Source organism: Mesobacillus maritimus, from assembly GCF_019749255.1.
Taxonomy (GTDB): Bacteria; Bacillota; Bacilli; order Bacillales; family Cytobacillaceae; genus Mesobacillus_B; species Mesobacillus_B maritimus_A.
Genome location: NZ_JACWFH010000005.1, coordinates 116,915 through 137,808 on the forward strand (window position 1 = coordinate 116,915; position 20,894 = coordinate 137,808).

The following is a 20,894-nucleotide window of genomic DNA, read 5'->3' on the forward strand; positions in this document are numbered from 1 at the left end:
ACCTCGCTTTCTATCTAGTTAGGGAGTGCCATTTTCCCAGGATTTAATATATTGTTCGGATCAAGGGTTCTTTTGATAGCGCGCATAATGTCCATCGCCGGACCATGCTCCACATCCATATACTTCGCGCGAACGATGCCTACTCCATGTTCTGCCGTGGTAGTGCCCTCCATTTTAATGGCAAGATCGTGGATATCATCAATCATTTTTTGAACGTTTTCCATTTCGACTTCGTTATTGCTATTCACAACTGGACCGGTATGCAGATTTCCATCTCCTACATGCCCATAAATCCCACAGACAATCCCATAACGATCAGCGATATTATGAATTTCACGCAAGGTTTCTGGAAGTCTGGAAATCGGAACACAAATATCTTCACCCCCGTATACACGGAAGCCTCCTGGCTTTAACAAACCTACTGCAGCACCGACAAGCTTCCTTGCCTGCCACAGCTTTTCACATTCTTCTGGTTCATCACTAAATTTAATGTAACTCGCATAGGTTTCAACAACCTTTTTTAAACGGGCTACTTGCGACGTTACTTCCTCCTTGGCCCCATCCACTTCGAATACAAGGATTGCTTCATTATCAACCGGTAAATTTAGTTCTGGTTTCATCATATTGACAGCTTTTGTACAATTAAAATCCATGATTTCAATCGCAGATGGCTGTAATCCGGAAGAAAACACTGCATTTACAGCTGCTCCAGCATCCTCCAATTGCTTAAAAGAACAAAGAATAATGCCTCTTGTTACCGGAAGTGGTAACAGTTTCAAGCGCAGACGTGTCACAATCCCCAATGTACCTTCAGAACCAATCATTAAATGAGCTAAATCATAACCTGAAACAGATTTTAATGCTTTTGATTTTGCTCCCCCGGTTACGATGATATCACCCGTTGGAAGAACCACTTCCATTCCAAGGACATAATGCCTTGTTACGCCATATTTTACCGCTCTTAACCCACTTGAGTTATTTGAAACCATTCCACCAACCGTACACATATTTGCACTTCCTGGATCTGGTGGGAAGCGCAATCCATAGGGCTTCAACGCCTCATTCAAATCATTTTGTACGACTCCTGGCTCAATAATGACCTGCATATTACGATGATCGATATCTAAAATTCGATTCATTTTAGAAAGATCAATTACAATTCCACCCTTAGTTGAAACTGCACCACCTGTTTGACCAGTGGCAGCCCCTCTTGGATAAATAGGAACGTTATGCTCATTTGCTAACTTCACACACTGGCTTACTTCTTCAGTTGATAGAGCAATGACTGCCACCTCTGGTTTTCTAGGGTTCAGTTGTGTTTCAAATGAAGCATCATAAGAATACGTAATCATATCTGTGTTCCTAGTTAATACACGTTCCTCACCAAAAATCTCCTCTAGCTTAGAGATGATTTTTTTATCTAAAGGAGGTCGTGCCATAGTCTCCGTCATAAATATTCTCCTTTATTGATTATTAATTTTCCTCCATAAAGTAGTTCGACCAATCCCTAATATTTTCGCTGCTTCCGTCTTATTCCCGTTCACCTGATTTAGGACATCAAGAATATACTCGCGTTCATATTCTTGAAGCTTCCCATTCTCTTCATTGGTCTGTTCTTTCCGCTTTGTTGTTAATTGTTGAAAGTCTTTACCGCCAGCCTGTAGGACCGTATCTTTATCAATGACCTCTCCATGTGAAAGAATCATTGACCTTTCAACAATATTCCGTAATTGACGAATATTTCCTGGCCAATGATAGCTTTGGAGTACTTCCATCGCTTCACCATCAAAGCCGATAATGTTTTTTTGAATATTCTGTTGTAATTCTTTGATAAAATGGCTACATAAAAGTGGGAGGTCTTCTCTTCTTTGTCGCAATGATGGAATCAAGATATCTAAAATATTTAAGCGATAATAAAGGTCAGCCCGAAATTTCCCTTCTTCGACCATATCCTCAAAGTCCCGGTTAGAGGCGGCAATTACTCGGATATTAATAGGAATAACCCTTTCATCTCCAATTCGCATAACCTCTCCTTCTTGAAGAACCCTCAATAGCTGTGCCTGAACAGATTCGGCTAATTCTCCGATTTCATCGAGAAAAATAGTCCCTTGATGAGCTAATTCAAAAAGACCTGTTTTCCCGCCCTTTCGTGCACCTGTAAACGCACCATCTACATAGCCAAACAATTCACTTTCTAATAAATTTTTCGGAATGGCTGCGCAGTTTACTGCAACAAAAGGACCGTCAGCACGCTTGCTTAAGCTATGAATTAAGTGGGCAAAAACTTCTTTTCCAACCCCTGTTTCTCCAGTCAACAAAACGGTAGAATCTACTTGTGAATACTTTTTCACCTTTTCTATCGCATTTTGGTAGGAACGGCTTTTTCCAACAATATTATCGAGATCATACTTCGTTACATGGCCACGATGAAGTAATTTCTTCCGAATTTCTTGTTCTTGTTGTTGGAGTTTCTGTAACTCTTGAAAGGTACAAACCGCTCCAAACACCTTGTTCTCATGAAGAATCGGGATTCGATTCGTAATGATCTTCACGCCATTTTCATCTTGAATACGATTTAGTTCCTCTTTTCCAGTACTGATAACCTTCCCCATCCTCGAGTTGAGGAGAATGTCATCAATCCGTTTACCAATCACCCTATCATACAGAATATTTAGAATCCTACGCGCAGAAGGATTGCAGACGGTAATAATCCCTTTCTCATCAACAGCAATAACCCCATCTGCTATAAAATCGAGAATTGCTTGGAGCTGTTTCGTCCGTTGCTCTTCAGTACGGCGAACCTCAAGCAAACTTTTCGCCTCTTGAATCGCTTGAATAATCGATTCTACTCCGGACCTAAGCACCACTGTCTTTACATTTGGATTAGGCACGTTCTTAATAAAAACGCTTTTCCCGATCAAAACATTTATGTTTCTTGCTAGCAAATGATGAACAGCTTCTTCAACCTCATCCACCGTTTGGATTGCATATTTTTCAATCGTGATTCCCAGTGCCGATTCAATCGCCTCGACCCCTTGAAGAATTTCCGCAGCATCAGCAATTCCAATTTTCTCTCCTAATTTCTGGGCTTCGACAATAGTGCGCAATAAATCATAGCCGGTTATGGGGATTTGAACGACAGGTATATCTAATTTGGATTCAATAATTTTTAATCCTAAGGTCCCTCGGCTAATGAGAACCTCGGTACCACTCTTTTCAAGCATCTTTGCAGTTGCAACCGCTTCATCAAAATTCACTTTTTGTACGAGGAGATTTTCCCCCATTTTCCTACATGCTTCTTTTGCAACAGGGATGATTTCATCAATTGGAGATAGAATAGCAATTTTCGACATACTCCCACACCTCTAATTTTCCTTATTTAAGACAAACCTTAATTCTATTCTAATTGATTATGTCCAAATGTTAAGAAAAATTAGATAATTATTTCGAAATATTTGCTTCAACATAGTTACACTATATACGTACCGGAAATTTGATGGGTTTTGATCTTTACTACACTTTCAACCTGGCCAAGTGGTCCTGACGGGGAAAGGACGCCAATTGCCCCGCCAAGCTCATATAAAAAGGTTGTAAGTCTTCTCTTTTCTTCTACATTAAGTTGATTAAGCGCTTCTCCACCTAAGATAACCCCATATCCAATCAAACTATCGTGAAAATAGTCATACAAGTAGTTACAAATCCGTTCTACTTTCTGACTCCCATTTAATTCGCCATTTAGTTCAATATAGATGGTCTCAGGAATCGTAAGTTCAATTGTTCCCACGCCTAAACATTTAGCCATTGCTGCTGGAGAAACCTTAAGTGGAATGGCACCAAAAGCCCCAAAGGCACCAATCTTCCCCTCTACACCAGTGATGACTTTCTCTCTAAGGGATAAATTTAGATGATGCTCTTCCTCAGGTTCTAACAACACCACACCATACTTTTCACTGAAAGTATTGATTTCAACACTGTCATCGAGTCGATTTTGTGAGATAAAGGTAGCAGATGGTTGCAGAACCTTACTAAAGTTTAATTCATAAAATTCCTCGATTATACTGAATATGCTATTACCCGATAACAACAGAATATCTGGAACTAAACTAATTCGTTCTCCTGGAAAAACATGATCCTGTTGAGCCTTTATAGCTAAGCCTTTCTCAATAATATTCACCCATTCCATCCCTCCTTAGGAAAGGAATATAACTAACAATTCGGATTTTCTAACCAATTCCTCTGTGCCCCTGATACGCCTGCCCCAAGTTCAACCTCATGACCACTTTTCTTCAATGCAAGCTCCATTGCAGCGAACATCTTCAACATATCTGCAGCATCTGTATAGCCCATATGGCCTAATCTAAGAATTTTATTTTTCACTTTTCCTAATCCTCCACCTAGAGCAATGTGAAATTCTTCTCGCATCATTTTTCGAAATGCATCTGCATTGTCTAATTTGACAGCTGTTAAGGTTGGGCTTGCTGCGGAGTCGTCAACGAGTAATTCAAGTCCAAGTGCCCGGACCCCAGCACGGGTCATATCACGGAGTGCAGCGTGGCGCTTGTATTCATTTTCAATTCCACCACCTCGTTCAATCATGTTACATGCTTCTCTTAACCCACAAACTAGGGCAATGTTTGGAGTATATGGAGTGCCCACACCAGACTCTAACCCTTTTTTATATTCCTTTAGATTAAAATAAAATGATGGACATTGATGATTCTCAATCACCTTCCAAGCTTTTTCACTCATGGTGATAAGAGCAATACCTGGAGGAAGCATTAACGCTTTTTGTCCACCAGTTGCGACTATATCAATTCCCCATTCATCCATATATAATGGTGTTCCAACAATTGAACTAACAGCATCAACCATAAATATCGCTTCTGTTTCTTTTACGATTGCAGCAATTGCTTGAATATTATTAATCGCGGATGTTGAGGTTTCACAATGTGTCGCAAATACAGCTTTGGCTTCCGGGTTCTCTTTTAACGCCTTACGCACTTCCTCTGGATCGACAATTTCTCCCCATTCTGCTTCGACCCGAACAACCTTACAACCGATATGATTTGTAATGCCTTGGAGGTATTCCCCGAAATACCCAACAACACAAAGGATGATCGTATCATTAGGACCCACGGTATTGATAATCGCCGTTTCTAACGCGGAAGCCCCGCTTGATGTAAGCGGAATAACGAGATTTTTTGTTTGGAAAATCATCTTCGATTTCTCGATTGTTTCTTGTAATACTTCTTGGAAAACAGGATTCCGATAGTCCATCATTGGATGATCAAAGCTTTGTTGCATCGCAATTTGAATCTCTTTTGGGACTTGCACAGGTCCTGGTAATCGTAGATCCATCTTTTCTTTAAACATTACATTCTCCCCTTAATGATCATTTTGAAAATTCTTTACTATTACCAATGCAATATTCATGCCAACCTTTAAATCCCCCTATTTATTACATTGTAATGATGCTTATTTTGTTTCATGTTTCATATCGAAACAATAAACGGAACAAATAAGCAGCTTATCGAAACAAAAAAGAGTACCAAGCATTATCCATTCAATGAATAATACTTGGTACTCTTCTTAATGAAAAAGAAGCATTCTTAAATCAGTTTTAAACCACTCAATAAAATCATCACAGCCATGATCGCCCTTAACGGTTTTGCAGGTATTTTCGCTGATAAAGTACTTCCGATAATAACCCCTGGAATAGAGCCAATTAAAAGATTAACGGTTAGCATATAATCAATGTTCCCTATCCCTGCATGCATGAGCCCAGCAGCTGTAACTAAAAAGAACGCATGAGCAATATCTGTTCCTACTAATTCCGTTGGACTCATTTTATATAAGTACAGCATTACTAATGCAAATAACGAACCCGATCCAATGGACGTTAATCCAACCAAAAATCCTAATACGGCTCCAATCACAATGGTCAATGTCCGTTTTTCCTCTAAAGGCTTCATTTGCATCGAATTAAATTCAAGTCTACCTTTCATGAAGGTTTTCACCAAAGTAGCCACCGCCACAAGGATTAACATATACCCTAACGCATGTTTTATGATATCCTCTTGATTGTTAAAAAAAGTATCAAAAAGCCGCAACATTCCTACTGCTAGGATTGCACTCGGTATGCTTCCTATCGCAAGGTATTTCATCAATTTGAGGTTTATCGTCTTTTGTCGCCAATGTTGCACCGATCCAAAAAATTTCGTAACCGAATTATATGCAAGATCCGTTCCCACAGCTACAGAAGGGTTGATTCCCAACAAGATTAAAATAGGAGTTAAAAGGGCCGCTCCCCCAACGCCTGTTAATCCGACCATAAATCCAACACATAAACCCATAATTATCATTCCAACACTCATTAGGCGCACACTCCCAAACCCTTTTTTACATACCACCAATTTATGTAAGGGTTATTAGCCTTGTTACCTAATGAATCGCCCAAAATAGAAAAACGAAAGGTGGTTATTCACCGAATCCGAATGGGTCGAAGCCCAACTGTATTTTAAGAAAAACAAGCCCAAAGAAGTCTGAGCTTGTTAAAAGTGATTATTCTTCTTTTTCTTTCAACTCAATTTTCTTACAACCCACATATAAGCAAGAAAGTATATCTAAACCTGGCTTAGCTTTAGATAATCCCTTAATATAAGGAGTCACTAAGTCTTTAAAATCTGCTCCCACGCCTTCTTCCTCTAAGATTCCATATACAAAGAGCTTTTTCTCATCAAATAGAAAAGCAACATTCCCAACTGCCTTATTGTCTGCATCCACCACATTAAGCACTTGATATTCTGGGGTAATAACTTCAGGTGAAAAATAGATTTGCATTGATTTCCACTCCTTTACAATCTGGCTTAGCGGTCTTTAGTTTAGGTTAACTGTAATTTTTCAAACAAGGTATCCTGGTTCTCTGAAGGTTTTGCCTTTTTCACATGGATAAGCATCATACATAATAAAGCAACCAATAACGTCAAACCCGCAGTTATTAAAAACATTCCTGTACGATTCCACGCCATTAAGGCTCCATAAATAGGAGGACCAATGGCAACTCCTAGAAAACGTACTGAACCATATAACGATGTAACAAAACCTCTCCGGTCTGTTGGTACGGAACCGGTGATAAAGCTATTAATGCATGGTAACGCTAATCCTGTTCCAATACTGCTGACAACAAGCACTGCAAAGAACGGGATAAGGTTTTTAAATAACACCAAAGTTGCAAAAGATGCCGTCATGAGAAGAAGACCAATAATAATTAACGATTTCATTAGCCCCATCTTTTTACCGATTTTGCTTCCTGTAATATAAGAAGTCGTTGTCATAAACAAAAGTGGAATTGCAAGTATTGCCCCTTTTAACACGCCATCAATCTTATAGGTAGTTTCAAGAATATCTGATATATAAAATAAAATCCCAAATAACGTAAACAAGCAAGTGGCTCCTGTTAAATACGCTGCAAATAACCATCTTCCCTCGGTTTTAAATACAGATACTAGCCCCTTTACATATTTCCCAACTGGTGGTGGCTCCATTTCTTTTTTCTTTTCTTTGATAAAAAAGATGGTTAATAGCACGGATATCCCACAGAAAATGGGGAATGCAAAAAATGCAGCGTACCAGAATAAAAGAGCTAACAATGACCCAATAATTGGACTAATGACTTTACCAAAACCATTTGAGGCTTCAACAAGCCCCAAAACTTGACTTTGTTCTCCGCCTTTAAACAAATCACCTGCTAATGCCATGGCGATAGGAGCCGTTCCTGCCGCTCCGATTCCCTGAATAATCCTCCCAGCGAGAATCCAAGGATAGGCATTGTCAAACCATGCAGCTGCTGCACCAGCCAAAATCCCACCACTTCCATATAGTATTAGTGCTGGGATAATGATAGCTTTACGCGAAAATCGATCTGACAAATACCCCAACATTGGAATGGATATGGCTGCCGCAACGGAAAAGGCAGTGATGACTAAACTCACCTGAAACTGAGTAATTCCAAGTTCTGATTTCATTTTCGGGAGCACAGGAATTAGCATCGAGTTTCCTAAAACAAGGATTAGCGGAATTGAACCGATGGCAGTTACGGTTAACCCTTTATGTTTTTGCTTTGACAATGAAAGCACACTCCTAACTGAAAGAATAAGCTTTTCTATTATTTGAAGGGTACAGTTGCTTTATACAAGGGCAATCGCCTAATTTTAATGAAAAATGCCCAATCCTTACACATTCGCCCAGTATTTGAATAATCTATCCTAGAAAAATAGAGGAGGGCACTTTCCCTATGGATTTTTTGAAATTACCGAAAAGAACCTCAGGAAACAGAACATATGGATTAACTTCGATTGCGGATTTTGGTACCCCAATAGGACGTTTAACAAATATTTTAGATGATTACAGTCATATCATTGACATCGCAAAAATTGGAATTGGTTCAGCCTATATTACCCCAAACATTAAAAAGAAAGTCGATTTATATAAGGAATATAACATCAAGCCCTACTGTGGTGGGACCTTATTCGAGAAGTGTTTTTATCAGAAAAAAATACCTGAATATCTGACGTATTTAAAAACACTAGGAATCGATTGGCTTGAGGTATCGAACGGAACATTGGATATCCCCCTCAAAGACCGCCTTAATGTGATTGAACATGCTAAAGAGGAATTCCATGTAATCGCCGAGGTTGGTTCTAAGGATTGTAATTTGGAAATGGATATTACGAAATGGAAGGAAGAGATGCAGATCTTTTTAGAAGCTGGGTGTGAATATGTCATTACCGAAGGAAGAGATTCCGGAACTTCCGGCATTTATCAATCCAATGGGCAAGTCAAGTCAGAGTTAATAGAAGAGCTTGTTAAGGGAATGGATGTGAAGAAAATTATTTTTGAAGCCCCCACTTCAAAGCATCAAATGTTCTTTATCAATCAGGTAGGTCCAAATGTGAATCTAGGAAATGTCAAGCTAGACGATGTTTTGGTTCTTGAAGCGCAACGCAATGGCTTACGGAGTGAAACCTTTTATCTGGAGGATGCAGATGCAAATTACGTTAATCAGACACCTACCCACTGAATGGAATAACAAAACATGGCTTCAAGGACGAAGAGATATAGAGATTTGCCCCCTTTCAGACGAACATAGGCAGGGTATCCTTGAAAACCAAAAGACCCTAACCATACAATCCCCTTTTGACATTGTGTTAGCAAGTTCTCTAGTTCGGACCCATCAGACAGCACACCTTTATGGACAGCAGCCTGAGACTGAGTCTTTGTTAGACGAATTAGATTTTGGCCCTTTTGAAGGACAGCCCAAAAAGAAGCTAATCGATGCAATCGGCACGGTATGGATTGAAGACCCTATGTCTTTGTCGTTGGGAGAAGATCTAGTGAAGCTTGAGGATAGGATCGTACAGTTTTTAAAGAAATATCGTCAGTACGACAATATCTTAGTATTCGGTCATGGGTCATGGATAAGAGCCATCTCATCTTATTGGAAATACGGCCATATAAACAATATGAACAAACTTACAGTAGCGAACAATGAATGCATTACACTGGAATTTATGACTGTAAGTTAGAGAGAGGAGCAATCCCATGTCAGAGATTACCTATGAGAACTGGAATGAAGAAGTTGTGAATGAGATTTTCGAGAAAAAACCTGATTACCTAGACATCTTAAAATGGGCCTATCAAGAATACAAAGACGATATTGTCTATGCCTGTAGTTTTGGTGCTGAAGGGATTGTCATGATTGATTTGATCCATAAAGTAAATAAAGAAGCCACCATTATTTTTCTTGATACAGGACTACATTTTTCAGAAACCTATGCGTTAATTGATCAGGTAAAACAAAAGTACCCAACACTCAACATCAAGATGGTCAAACCAAAATTGAATTTAGAAGAACAAGCCGAGAAATACGGTGATCAGCTATGGAAAAAGGACCCAAACTTGTGCTGTCAAATAAGAAAAGTAGCTCCTCTCAAAGAGGCGCTTTCTGGGGCAAAAGCTTGGATATCTGGGCTAAGACGTGAACAGTCCCCTCTGAGAAGCAAAACTCAATACATCAACAAAGATGATAAGTTTAAAAACATTAAAATATGCCCCCTCATCCATTGGAAATGGGATGAAATCCTAACATACATCGAATTAAACCAACTACCCTACAACCCTCTCCATGACCAAGGTTATCCTAGCATCGGCTGTGCACCATGTACTCAACCTATTTCTGACCATGCTGACTCTCGCGCTGGAAGATGGGCAGGTCAATCGAAGTCAGAATGCGGTCTTCATTTAAACAATTAAGTCTCTAAAAAACGAAGGAGGAACTTTTCGTGAGTAAAAGTGTTCCACATGGTGGGAAATTAGTGAATCGAATCAATACGAACCTAGAGATAGATTACTCCCTAAACGATATAGAGCTTGATGCATTAGAGTTAAGTGATTTGGAATTAATTGCAAACGGTGGATATAGCCCTCTAGAAGGTTTCATGGGCAAAGCGGACTATGTTTCTGTCGTTAACAGGATGAGACTTGCAAATGGGCTCCCGTGGTCGATTCCCATTACATTAGCCGTCAGTCCTGAAAAAAGGTCAGAAATTTCTATAGGAGAAGTCTTAAACCTCACGAAGGATGGTGTCATCTACGGAACTATTCTCATTGAAGAGATTTACGTTCCAAATAGATCACTCGAAGCTGAAATGGTCTATCGTACAACTGAAACGGAGCATCCAGGAGTTAAAAAGCTATATGATCGGTCTGAATTCTATATTGGAGGACCTATCACCCTGGTTAGAAGACCAGAGAAAGATCAATTTGAAGATTATTATTTAGACCCACTACAAACAAGAAAGACATTTGAAGAATTAGGCTGGAAAACGGTTGTAGGTTTTCAAACCCGAAATCCTGTTCACCGAGCACATGAATATATTCAAAAAACAGCACTTGAAACGGTTGACGGGTTATTTTTAAATCCACTTGTTGGAGAAACGAAATCTGATGATATTCCAAGCGATATTCGAATGAAAAGCTATGAAGTATTACTTAAGAATTACTACCCAAAAAACCGTGTATTTCTATCTGTGTTCCCAGCTGCGATGCGCTATGCTGGCCCTCGGGAGGCAATTTTCCATGCCCTGGTCCGCAAAAATTTTGGTTGTACGCACTTTATTGTTGGCCGAGACCATGCAGGAGTTGGGAACTATTACGGAACCTATGATGCGCAAAAAATCTTTAGTCACTTTACTGAAGAAGAATTAGGGATTAAACCGATGTTCTTTGAGCATAGCTTTTATTGTAAAAAATGTGAAAACATGGCTTCTGAAAAAACGTGCCCACACGATAAACAAGACCATGTTATTTTATCCGGAACAAAAGTAAGAGGAATGTTAAAGAAAGGGCAGCAACCACCCAAGGAGTTTAGTCGGCCTGAAGTCGTTGAGATTTTAATAAAGGGCATGCAAGAAGTTTATATCAAAAACTAAAGGATGTCGAAAATGAGAAAAAGCACAAACCTCACCTGGCATAACTCCACAATTACAAAACATGACCGACAATCCCTTAATGGGCATAAAAGCTGTGTACTTTGGTTTACGGGGTTATCAGGTTCCGGTAAATCAACCCTTGCAAACGCAGTCGACCATGCCTTGCATCATAAGCATTGCAAAAGTTATGTCTTAGATGGTGATAATATAAGACACGGATTGAATAAAGACTTAAGTTTTAAAAAAGAAGACCGTCAAGAAAATATCCGGAGAATTGGAGAAGTCGCAAAGCTTTTCGTTGACAGTGGACTTATCGTTACGACTGCTTTTATTTCTCCGTTTCGTGAAGACCGTGAGACGGTTCGAAGAATGTTCCCTGATCACGAATTTATTGAAGTATTTGTAGACTGTCCCATTGACGTATGTGAGGGACGTGATCCTAAGGGTTTATATAAGAAAGCCAGAAATGGAGAAATCCCAAACTTTACAGGGATATCCTCCCCTTATGAGGCCCCAGCCCGTCCTGAAATCACCATTCGAACAGATGAACTTTCCATTAGTCAATCGGTTGATAAAATTATCTCCTATTTACAAACGAAGAAGATCCTTTAAACAGGGTCTTTTTTATCTTTTCCGCCAATTCGCTGTCAAAAAACTTGGCCTTGTTAACCTTAGTTTATGGATAAAATCAATAATATTCGTTGAAAAAAACTGACATATAACAGCATAAATCACAATTTTATAATTAATGACGATGGAGGTTAAGAGAAAAATAAGCATATTGATCCAAAACATCACTTTGCCAGGCGGCAACCTTTTATAATTAGCAATCATCATCGCAGGAATAACCATTCCACCACTTGAAGCACCGGCCTTTATTAGCAGTCCTACTCCAATTCCAAAAAGGATACTACCCGCTGCCATATCCGGAATTAAATGCATTCTATCCAGAGTAGCAAATCCTGATACAAGACTAACCGTCGTGGATGTGATTCCTACAGCTAGAATGGTTCGAAACACCCATCTGAAACCAAAATATTGCAAGGCAAACAATAAAAAGACTGCATTTGCTAGCCATAATGCAAATCCTAGTGGGAGGTCGAGCAAATGATTCATGAGCAGGGCTAAACCTGCTCCACCACCAGAAGGGATTGAGTGCGGGAATAAAAACAAGGACATCGCTAATCCTTGCAACACAGCTCCAGACAGTAAGAGAATGTAGATCATCATTGTTCGATACATATCAAAAAAATGAATCCTTTACCTTTGTATAGCCCACTTTCATTCCCCCTGACAAGTTCCCTTGTCCATTTTATGTTTGAAGGAGAAAGAATATGAAGAAGCTTTTGAGATTCCGTTTGAAAGGATCACACAAGGGTTCATGCAAAGGATGAGTGAAATATCTTGTTGACAGTGTCATGGCAAACACATTGCTTGTAAATTCACCTTCCAGTTATGTCTTCCAACAACGACAAGAAGCGTTGATTTCGTTCAGTTAGCTGTCCGTTTTTGGTTAGTGCAAGGAATTCATCCTCTAAAAGAAGCTTAAGAAGTTGTCTGCGTATTTCGGGCTTTTCTACCCGGAGTTTTACTACATCCCGACAGTTATGTAAAAAGTCAAGATACTCAGCGTATGTCTCATCAAACTGTTGCGCTAATTCATTTTTGATTTTCTTTGCCAGACTAGGGCTAGATCCAGATGTGGAAACCGCAATTGTTAGCTTACCTTGTTGGTGAGAAGATGGGACGATAAAATTGCTTTTCTCCGGATTGTCCACAATGTTAACCAATTGATACTCGTTTACTGCTTCCGCTACTTGTTGATTGATTTCTCGTCTATTTGTTGCTGCAATCACTAAGAAGGAACTCTTTACATCATAGTGTTCGAACTCTTTTTTAACCCATTTTAGTTGGGCCGTTTGAGCCAAGGTCTGGATTTTTTCAGTCACACTAGGGCTGATCACCTCCACGACTCCTTCGGCTTGGAGCAAGGAGAGGATTTTTCGTTCTGCCACCTTTCCTCCACCAATCACGGTAATTTTTTTTCCTTTTAATCTAATCATCACCGGGTACTCATTCATTCGACATCCACCTCCTATTTTAGAGTGGCACCATCCGAAGCAAGGATGGTGCCAACGAACATAAACTACAGGTTCAAATCTTTCTTTTGATAAAAACGATACGTCAGCGTTGTAAAAGCAAGAATAAGAAACACCGATAAAAACAAGAAAACTGGCTCTAGCTTTCCATTATTTAATATTGTTGCCGCTTCAAAATATTTAAAGGGAGTGATGTACTTCAGCATTTCGATTTTCTCGGTCATATTAATAAGAATGGAGAGAATAAACAGAACAAGCATAATCCCCGTAGAAATGACAGAGGCTTTTTTGGATTTTCTATAAACAGCAGCAACTACGGAACCTAGCAATAAGAATATCAGCTGTAGGATAAACATTCCGCTCATAAGCAATAAAAGACCATCAGTCACTGTTTCAGCTTCCGCAAATCTTTCCACCATTATAATAGAAGATAAGAGTGTGACCAAGTTAAAGAGTACGATGTGAATGAGAGCAGTTAGTAGTTTCATACTAATGACTTTTGCTCTTGAAACTGGTTTAACAAGTAAAAATTCTGCCGTCTTATCCCGCTCTTCCTTCGCAATGATATTTGCACCAAGCATTACTGCGTGAATCGATGCCATCACAATTAAATAGAGATACAATAGTCCATAGAACCCAAGCGCTGTTGCTAAATCAAACCCAGATGTCCCCATGATAGCCTGCAATGATTTCGGCATTTCCGCCATAAGCTCATTCATGGTTTGACCAGTCCCCTTCATACCTGCATACTTGCCCATTCCTGCGATAACCATTGCCAAAACACCGATACTCCAAATAAGGAGTGACTTTAGATTCGCCTTCATCTCTCGTATCATAATATTCATATTCTCACATCCCCTTATACTGAATGGATATCTTTCTTACGGTAAACTAGGAAACTCGTAAGCACTGACAATATGATTATGACAGCTCCGACTAAAAGGAATGATGTCTCAAATCGTAAGTGTTCAATAATATAGTAGTCATTGACATAATTAAAGGGAGTGAAAAAGCGTAGGGCTTCATCATCAGTACTTGAACTAATCATACCAATCATAAAGAAAGCGAACACGGTGCCAAGTGATACGGCAATGACTGATTTTACTTTTGGAAGTAATACAGCAAGGAATACCCCTAAGCCTAAAAAAATCAACTGTAGAAAAAGTAGGGACCCTGAAATCATCAGCAATGCCTTCCCACTATATTCTTCTGTTTTAACCATTGAAACGGTGCCCAATACTGCCAGAATAAAAGCAAGATTTGTCAAGATCAATGAAGTGAAACAAGCTAATAGTTTCGCAGTCATCACTTGTGTTCTAGTTACAGGCTTGGTAAAGAGAAACTCTGCTGTTTTATCTCTTGATTCCTTCGAAAATATGGATAAACCTAAATTCATCGCCTGAATTGCCCCACATAATTTTATATAAAGAAAGGCATAAGAAAAGTAGCCTAAAATGGTTGCTAACGTATCAAAGGATAAGCCGATCGCCTTTTTAACTTCCTCCGGAAAACCCTCAAGAACCTTCATAAAGTCCTCAGCATCACGAGAAAAGGCAGGGAAAAGAGACATGAACAAGACAACGATGGCAATTAACGATAGTGTCCAAATAATGGTCGACTTCCGATAAGCTTTTAGCTCATGCAGGTACATGTTCATCAGGCTACGCCTCCCTTTGATAGAAATGCATAAAAATCTCTTCTAAATCCGGCTCCTCCACCCAAAGGTTCGCTATTTCAATTCCAGCTATCTTTTGCATGATATGATTGATATTGCCACGGAAAATAAAGGAGATTGTTTTTCCTTTTACCTCTAGTTGATTCACACCAGGGAGACGACTAAACAATTCATCAGGAACCTTTGAAACGGTTTCAATCTTAAACTTTTTATAATTGTTCTCTTTTAAAGTCCGAATCTTTTCGACTTGAACAATCTTGCCTTCTTTAATGATCGCTACGCGGTCACATAAACGTTGAACTTCACTTAAGATATGAGAGGAAAAGAGAATGGTTGCTCCTTTTTGGTTCTCATTCTCTAGTAATTCAAAGAACCTTTGTTGCATTAACGGATCTAAGCCACTTGTTGGCTCATCCAAGATAATGAGTTTCGGCTCGTGTAGCAACCCTTGAACAATCCCAACTTTCTTTTTGTTTCCTAATGATAAATCATCTATTTTTCTTGTTAAATCAAGTTCCATCATTTCTGCTAATTCTTTTATTTTTTTCGCACAGTCTTTTTTATAAAAACTAGCTGAATACTTGAGCAAATCAATGACCTTCATATTATCATAATAAAACACTTCAGACGGCAAATACCCAATCTCTTTTTTGATTTCAGGAGCATGCTTTACCACATCTTTTCCGAAAATAGTTGCACTCCCACTCGTGGGATAAATGAGAGAGAGTAGCAAACGAATTGTTGTGGATTTCCCCGCTCCATTCGGACCGATAAATCCGAATATCTCCCCTTCTTCTACATGAAAGCTAACCTCTGTAATTCCCCTAGCCTTTCCATACATTTTTGTCAGGTTATTAAGTTCAATTACGTTCATGATTACCCCTCCCAGATAAAACTATTGATAAAAGGCCGTTTTCAACATTTGTATATAGAGATCTACTTCCGCAAATTCTGCACTGAAATCATTGTCGCTTTGATTTGTATGTTTTACTTTCTCCATTACTTGATTGCTATAGCCTTCTAATGTCCAAAAAACAATCTGAATTGCCCTTTTCATATCGATATTTTCTTTGAACATGGTCGTATCAATGTTTTCAAAGATTTTGGCGTAACTACTTTGCATCAGTTCATGATGACTATCATCCAATTCATTTTTAATATCACTTGATGTTTCCGTATAAGCAGAAATAAAAAAGTTGAAGATTTCAGGGTATTTTTTCATCATTTGGCTTTTTAATATCATGATATTTTTCAAGCGTTCGAACACATCTGGTTCCGCGAACCGCTCTTCATTAAAGAATTCATTTTGCAATACATCAATAAAATGCTTGTGTAAAAATAAATACAATTCCTTCTTATTATTAAAGTAGTGAAAAAGCAATCCTTTTGAAATGCCTGCTAGTTTTACGATTGCATTCGTCGATGCATGATCATAGCCTTTTTGGGCAAACTCATTCAAGGCAGCATTGAGAATTCTTTGTTGCTTTTCCTCATCAATGTTTAAAAACTTAGAAGTCAATGGTTTTCATTCCCTCCTTTACCCAATTGACCAACCTGGTCAACTACATTATATTCCCGTTTGACCATATTGGTCAATAGAATAATTGTAAATAATTGGTGACCATATGTGAGGAAGATTACTTCCTATCTTTGATTAATATTAAGGTAAATGAAAAAACTGGAGGGCCTAATGATTACAAAGTGGCTGACCGTAAATTTTTTAACAATTTTTATCATTGTCCTTTGGAGCAACTTGCAAGGCTATGATTCAAATTCAATACTATTGAGCAAGATTTTTGCCCAAGTGGCTTTCATTCTCCTACTCATTAATCTCAATATGTATTTTGTTTTTCTTATAATCCGTAAAAGCAATCGAAGAGATATTAAAATTAGACTTGCAAAAATTTCAATAAGAATGATGAAATACCATGTGGCGATTGCCGTGACTGCAACTTTACTAGTTTTGCTACATTCGGGGATTATGGTGTATGCCTATTATGAAAATCTCATGAAAGGAAAAACCATTAGTGGGATCATTCTTATAGCTATTTTATCGATTCTTTTATTAAGTGGTTTCTTACGGAGAAGAAAAGCAACTGGTAAAAGAAGAAAATTTCATTATAAGATGGCTTTCTTATTCTTTGGCTTTTTGTTTTTACACATATTTTTATAGATAGCCTCCTCGGATCCTCGGGTAGAAAAAAGCCTGCCAGTAATCGGCAGGCCTACTAATATAGTTACGCTAAGAATCGACTTAAAAATGACTGAAGTCTTTCACTCTTGGGATTTTCGAGAATCTCGCTTGGTTTTCCTTGTTCTTCAATTTGTCCATTGTGGAGGAATACTACCCGATCGGCTACATCACGGGCAAAGTCCATTTCGTGCGTGACAAGAATCATCGCCATGTCTGTTTCTTCTGCCAGATCCTTAATAACTTGAAGAACTTCCCCTACCAATTCAGGGTCTAAAGCAGATGTAACCTCATCAAACAACATGACTTTCGGACGCATCACAACCGCACGCGCAATTGCAACCCTTTGCTTTTGCCCACCGGACAACTGCTCAGGATAAGCATCTAGCTTATCACCCAATCCTACCTTATTTAACATGTCCACCGCACGTTCTGTCGCTTCCTCTTTCGATAAACCAAGGACATGTATCGGTGCCTCGGTAACATTTCTTAAAATCGTCATATGTGGAAATAAGTTAAAGTGTTGAAAGACCATTCCAATATCTGTGCGCAATCTTCGCAAATGTTTTTCATCTGCTGGTACAAGCTTTTCGCCCACTTTTTTATGCCAGAGAGGCTCTCCACCAATTGTTATGACACCTGATGTCGGTTTTTCTAGCGTCATCAGCATGCGGATAATGGTCGTTTTACCGGACCCACTTGGTCCGATTAGTGCTACCTTTTCTCCTGGTTGAATAGCCAAATTCAACCCTTTTAATACTTCATTATCCCCAAATTGCTTTTTCACATTTTCATATTTTACTAGTGCTTGTTCCTGGTCAGCCACCTGCTGATTGTTTAACTGCTTCTCCATCAGTCCCAACGACACTCATCCCTTTCTGTTTCTTATTCGCACTATAGCCGAGCTTTGACCTTTTCTCTAACTTATTAATTAAGATTGCTGATGGATAACTTAACAATAAGAACAATAAACCAACAATCGTAATCGGCTCTAGGTATCTAAAGTTTGCAGCCCCTATTAACTGGGCTTCTTGTAAAAACTCACCTACACCGATGGCCATTAAAATTGGGGTCTCTTTAAATAACACGAGTAAATAATTTCCTAGCATTGGGATAACAGGAGGTATTGCTTGTGGAAGGATTACTCGGAACCATGTATGGATTTTAGTAAAATTCATTGCTCTTGATGCTTCCCATTGCCCCTTAGGCACGGCATCAATTCCAGAGCGGTATACTTCTGAAACGTAGGTTGCATAATGGATTCCCAAAGTCAATATCCCAGCAAGATACTTATTGAGGGTAATTCCAATTGCAGGTAAAGCAAAGTAGACAAAAAATAGCTGTACGAGTGGAGGTGTACTTCTTACAAACTCAATAAACCAATACGTGAGAAAAGCTAATGGTTTAAAGCTTGATCTCCGTAAAAAGGTTAGGATAAGACCAAATGTGAGCGAAACGAGGTAAGCACCAAACGTTACCCCAATGACAAGCCAAATCGCACTCGCGATATCCGGAAAGATTTCAATTGCAAACTGCCAATCCCAGGTCATGCTTTTGCCACTCCTCTCGATGCGTTTTTCTCTAATTTACGCACTCCAAAAATGAGTGGCAACGCAATGATAAAATAGAATAGTAACAAGACGACGAAAACTGGAAACGTGTAGCTTAGATTGTTGTTTTGGATAATTAATCCTTTATACGTCAGATCCGTTAACGTAATCAATGAGACGAGCGAGGTTCCCTTCAGTAATTCAATCGCATTGTTTCCAAAGCCAGGGAGCATAATTCTTAATGCTTGTGGCAAAATCACCAGTCGCATTCGTTGCCATCTTGTCATATTTAATGCAATGGAGGCTTCGGTCTGTCCATTCGGAATCGCTAAAATCGCACTACGAACCACTTCAGAACCATAAGCACCATAGTTTAATCCTAATGCCACAACTGAAGCGAGAAACGGAGAGAATTGTATCCCAAATGCTGGTAGAGCAAAGAAAATCCAAAAAAGCTGAACTAATAATGAAGTGCCTCTAAAAAGTTCAACATAAACAGCTGTTATCTTTCTTACAAGTGCAAACCTAGATAACCTGGCAAGGCCAGCAACAAAAGCAACAGAAATCGCAAGGGCTACAGATGCAACCAATACTTTTAGGGTAATTGTAAGTCCAGGTAAAATTAAAGGAATAATCTCTTTATAGGTATCCATATGATTTCGACCACTTCCTTTTTGTATTTAGTTTGAAATGTAAAAAAGCAGGCGCTGCGTGCGCCTGCTACAGAGCGCCATTCTTTGTCAAAGAATTAATTACAAAGTTGCTCTGTTGTCATTTCTCCTGGCATATCCGCCTCAGTAAAGCCAAACTCACTATTGATGTCTAATAGCTCACCAGATTCTTTTATTTTAGCTAACTCTTCGTTATATGCTGCCACTAATTCTTCATCCTCTGTGCTGAATGCGGCTGCCCCATACCCACGAATACTCTCCCCATCAATAACAGGCTGAGTAAAATCTTCAACTCGTTCAATATTTTTGGCATTTGCAGTGGCAAGTGCAGATTCAAGTGTAGGGCCTGTCATCGTAATCGCATCTACACGACCTGATTCAAGTGCCGTAATATTGGAAGGAATATCTTGAACAATTTCAAATTGATCTTCATCAATTCCCATCGAAGTTAAGTAGTCAATCTCAATTGCACCATTCATGATTGCTACTTTTACATAAGGATTATTCACGATGTCTTCATAGCTGTGCAAATTCAAAGGATTTCCTTTTTGAACGGCTAAAGCTTCTCCAATACTATATTCCGGCTCCCCAAATAGGACCTGTTCACAACGCTCTGGAGTTATGTACATTCCAGCCGTGATCACATCAAATTGTCCAGATTGCAATCCAGGAATAAGTGATCCAAACTTCGTTAAGACCCCTTCCACTTCCTCGATTCCAAGCTCCTTAAACACCGCTTTTGCAACTTCGACTGACTGACCTGTCAAGTTGCCGTTTTCATCTTCGTAAGCGTAAGGTTTTTCACCGGAGAATCCAACCACAATTTTCCCTTCTTCTCTCGCTTTATCAAGCACAGATTGAGTACCCTTATCTTTTCCATTTGAATTAGACGATGTACTTGAACAAGCGGCCAAAAATAAGACTAATAGACTAATTGTTAATACAGAATATAACTTCTTCAATTATCTTCCCCCTTAGCTATTAAGTTTACGTGAATCAAATCTACCAGACAAATCGTATTTTTCTGAATTATTAGTGATTATCCCATTTCTACTAGTACCTGTGCATTTCAGTAGCAGAATAACTCAATATTATTAGCAGATACTTCCATATCCTCTACTATGCTCCAAGCTGAGTCAAATATATGAATAGATGTACCTATTAATAGACTTTTATTCCAATAAAATAATGAAATTCCTTGTTTTGATTGTGAAGAAAA

General features: G+C 39.0%; 23 protein-coding genes. 6 read left to right on the plus strand and 17 right to left on the minus strand.

Going from position 1 to position 20,894, the window contains the following annotated elements:
* Window positions 1-14: 14 nt before the first annotated feature.
* From H0185_RS02135 to H0185_RS02165, 7 genes are all read right to left on the minus strand, one after another.
* On the minus strand, window positions 15-1,451 hold the full coding sequence (locus tag H0185_RS02135; RefSeq protein WP_221870732.1) for an FAD-binding oxidoreductase: 1,437 nt from the start codon (window positions 1,449-1,451) through the stop codon (window positions 15-17).
* 12 nt (window positions 1,452-1,463) lie between these two features.
* Window positions 1,464-3,353, minus strand: a complete 1,890-nt coding sequence (locus tag H0185_RS02140) for a sigma 54-interacting transcriptional regulator (RefSeq protein WP_221870734.1) — start codon at window positions 3,351-3,353, stop codon at window positions 1,464-1,466.
* Between the two features lie 116 nt (window positions 3,354-3,469).
* Window positions 3,470-4,174: a hypothetical protein gene (locus H0185_RS02145; protein WP_221870736.1), complete on the minus strand. Its 705-nt coding sequence runs from the start codon at window positions 4,172-4,174 to the stop codon at window positions 3,470-3,472.
* A 32-nt stretch (window positions 4,175-4,206) separates the two neighbouring features.
* Window positions 4,207-5,373: a pyridoxal-phosphate-dependent aminotransferase family protein gene (locus tag H0185_RS02150; RefSeq protein WP_221870738.1), complete on the minus strand. Its 1,167-nt coding sequence runs from the start codon at window positions 5,371-5,373 to the stop codon at window positions 4,207-4,209.
* Window positions 5,374-5,609: 236 nt separating this feature from the next.
* Complete coding sequence (locus tag H0185_RS02155) at window positions 5,610-6,374, minus strand: sulfite exporter TauE/SafE family protein (RefSeq protein ID WP_221870740.1); 765 nt, start codon at window positions 6,372-6,374, stop codon at window positions 5,610-5,612.
* Between the two features lie 187 nt (window positions 6,375-6,561).
* Window positions 6,562-6,840, minus strand: a complete 279-nt coding sequence (locus tag H0185_RS02160; RefSeq protein WP_221870742.1) for a hypothetical protein — start codon at window positions 6,838-6,840, stop codon at window positions 6,562-6,564.
* 41 nt (window positions 6,841-6,881) lie between these two features.
* On the minus strand, window positions 6,882-8,126 hold the full coding sequence (locus H0185_RS02165; RefSeq protein WP_221870743.1) for an MFS transporter: 1,245 nt from the start codon (window positions 8,124-8,126) through the stop codon (window positions 6,882-6,884).
* A 167-nt stretch (window positions 8,127-8,293) separates the two neighbouring features.
* Between H0185_RS02165 and H0185_RS02170 the strand changes: the two genes are divergently transcribed.
* The 5 genes from H0185_RS02170 to cysC are packed head-to-tail and all read left to right on the plus strand — an operon-like array spanning window position 8,294 to window position 12,101.
* Window positions 8,294-9,079 (plus strand): phosphosulfolactate synthase, encoded by a 786-nt coding sequence (locus H0185_RS02170; protein ID WP_221870745.1) that lies wholly within the window; start codon window positions 8,294-8,296, stop codon window positions 9,077-9,079.
* A complete protein-coding gene (locus H0185_RS02175) occupies window positions 9,045-9,584 on the plus strand; it encodes a histidine phosphatase family protein (protein WP_221870747.1) in 540 nt (179 codons plus the stop codon). The genes H0185_RS02170 and H0185_RS02175 overlap by 35 nt, the downstream gene beginning before the upstream one ends.
* A gap of 16 nt (window positions 9,585-9,600) precedes the next feature.
* On the plus strand, window positions 9,601-10,311 hold the full coding sequence (locus H0185_RS02180) for a phosphoadenylyl-sulfate reductase (protein ID WP_221870748.1): 711 nt from the start codon (window positions 9,601-9,603) through the stop codon (window positions 10,309-10,311).
* Window positions 10,312-10,340: 29 nt separating this feature from the next.
* The gene (gene sat, locus H0185_RS02185; protein WP_221870750.1) at window positions 10,341-11,489 is read left to right on the plus strand and encodes a sulfate adenylyltransferase; all 1,149 of its coding nucleotides are present in this window, start codon (window positions 10,341-10,343) and stop codon (window positions 11,487-11,489) included.
* A 12-nt stretch (window positions 11,490-11,501) separates the two neighbouring features.
* Entirely contained in the window at window positions 11,502-12,101 is a 600-nt protein-coding gene (gene cysC, locus H0185_RS02190) for an adenylyl-sulfate kinase (RefSeq protein ID WP_221870752.1), read from the plus strand.
* Window positions 12,102-12,113: 12 nt separating this feature from the next.
* On the opposite strand, the gene H0185_RS02195 is transcribed toward cysC, so the two are convergent.
* The 6 genes from H0185_RS02195 to H0185_RS02220 form a co-directional block, all read right to left on the minus strand.
* Window positions 12,114-12,731 carry a YitT family protein gene (locus tag H0185_RS02195; RefSeq protein ID WP_221870754.1) on the minus strand — a complete coding sequence of 206 codons (618 nt, stop codon included), beginning with the start codon at window positions 12,729-12,731 and terminating at the stop codon, window positions 12,114-12,116.
* Window positions 12,732-12,931: 200 nt separating this feature from the next.
* Window positions 12,932-13,570: an NAD(P)-binding protein gene (locus H0185_RS02200; RefSeq protein ID WP_221870756.1), complete on the minus strand. Its 639-nt coding sequence runs from the start codon at window positions 13,568-13,570 to the stop codon at window positions 12,932-12,934.
* A gap of 65 nt (window positions 13,571-13,635) precedes the next feature.
* Window positions 13,636-14,433 (minus strand): ABC transporter permease subunit, encoded by a 798-nt coding sequence (locus H0185_RS02205; protein WP_221870758.1) that lies wholly within the window; start codon window positions 14,431-14,433, stop codon window positions 13,636-13,638.
* Window positions 14,434-14,447: 14 nt separating this feature from the next.
* Window positions 14,448-15,245 (minus strand): ABC transporter permease subunit, encoded by a 798-nt coding sequence (locus H0185_RS02210; protein ID WP_221870760.1) that lies wholly within the window; start codon window positions 15,243-15,245, stop codon window positions 14,448-14,450.
* A gap of 4 nt (window positions 15,246-15,249) precedes the next feature.
* Window positions 15,250-16,137 (minus strand): ABC transporter ATP-binding protein, encoded by an 888-nt coding sequence (locus tag H0185_RS02215; RefSeq protein ID WP_221870762.1) that lies wholly within the window; start codon window positions 16,135-16,137, stop codon window positions 15,250-15,252.
* A 21-nt stretch (window positions 16,138-16,158) separates the two neighbouring features.
* A complete protein-coding gene (locus H0185_RS02220) occupies window positions 16,159-16,782 on the minus strand; it encodes a TetR/AcrR family transcriptional regulator (protein WP_221870764.1) in 624 nt (207 codons plus the stop codon).
* 171 nt (window positions 16,783-16,953) lie between these two features.
* Between H0185_RS02220 and H0185_RS02225 the strand changes: the two genes are divergently transcribed.
* Window positions 16,954-17,436, plus strand: a complete 483-nt coding sequence (locus H0185_RS02225; RefSeq protein WP_221870766.1) for a hypothetical protein — start codon at window positions 16,954-16,956, stop codon at window positions 17,434-17,436.
* A gap of 64 nt (window positions 17,437-17,500) precedes the next feature.
* On the opposite strand, the gene ehuA is transcribed toward H0185_RS02225, so the two are convergent.
* The 4 genes from ehuA to ehuB form a co-directional block, all read right to left on the minus strand.
* Complete coding sequence (ehuA, locus tag H0185_RS02230) at window positions 17,501-18,307, minus strand: ectoine/hydroxyectoine ABC transporter ATP-binding protein EhuA (protein ID WP_221870827.1); 807 nt, start codon at window positions 18,305-18,307, stop codon at window positions 17,501-17,503.
* Window positions 18,273-19,004: an ectoine/hydroxyectoine ABC transporter permease subunit EhuD gene (gene ehuD / locus H0185_RS02235; RefSeq protein ID WP_221870768.1), complete on the minus strand. Its 732-nt coding sequence runs from the start codon at window positions 19,002-19,004 to the stop codon at window positions 18,273-18,275. Before ehuD ends, ehuA begins: the two co-directional genes overlap by 35 nt.
* Window positions 19,001-19,657 (minus strand): ectoine/hydroxyectoine ABC transporter permease subunit EhuC, encoded by a 657-nt coding sequence (ehuC, locus tag H0185_RS02240; RefSeq protein ID WP_221870770.1) that lies wholly within the window; start codon window positions 19,655-19,657, stop codon window positions 19,001-19,003. The genes ehuD and ehuC overlap by 4 nt, the downstream gene beginning before the upstream one ends.
* 95 nt (window positions 19,658-19,752) lie before the next feature.
* Window positions 19,753-20,637: an ectoine/hydroxyectoine ABC transporter substrate-binding protein EhuB gene (ehuB, locus tag H0185_RS02245; RefSeq protein WP_221870772.1), complete on the minus strand. Its 885-nt coding sequence runs from the start codon at window positions 20,635-20,637 to the stop codon at window positions 19,753-19,755.
* Between the last annotated feature and the right edge of the window lie 257 nt (window positions 20,638-20,894).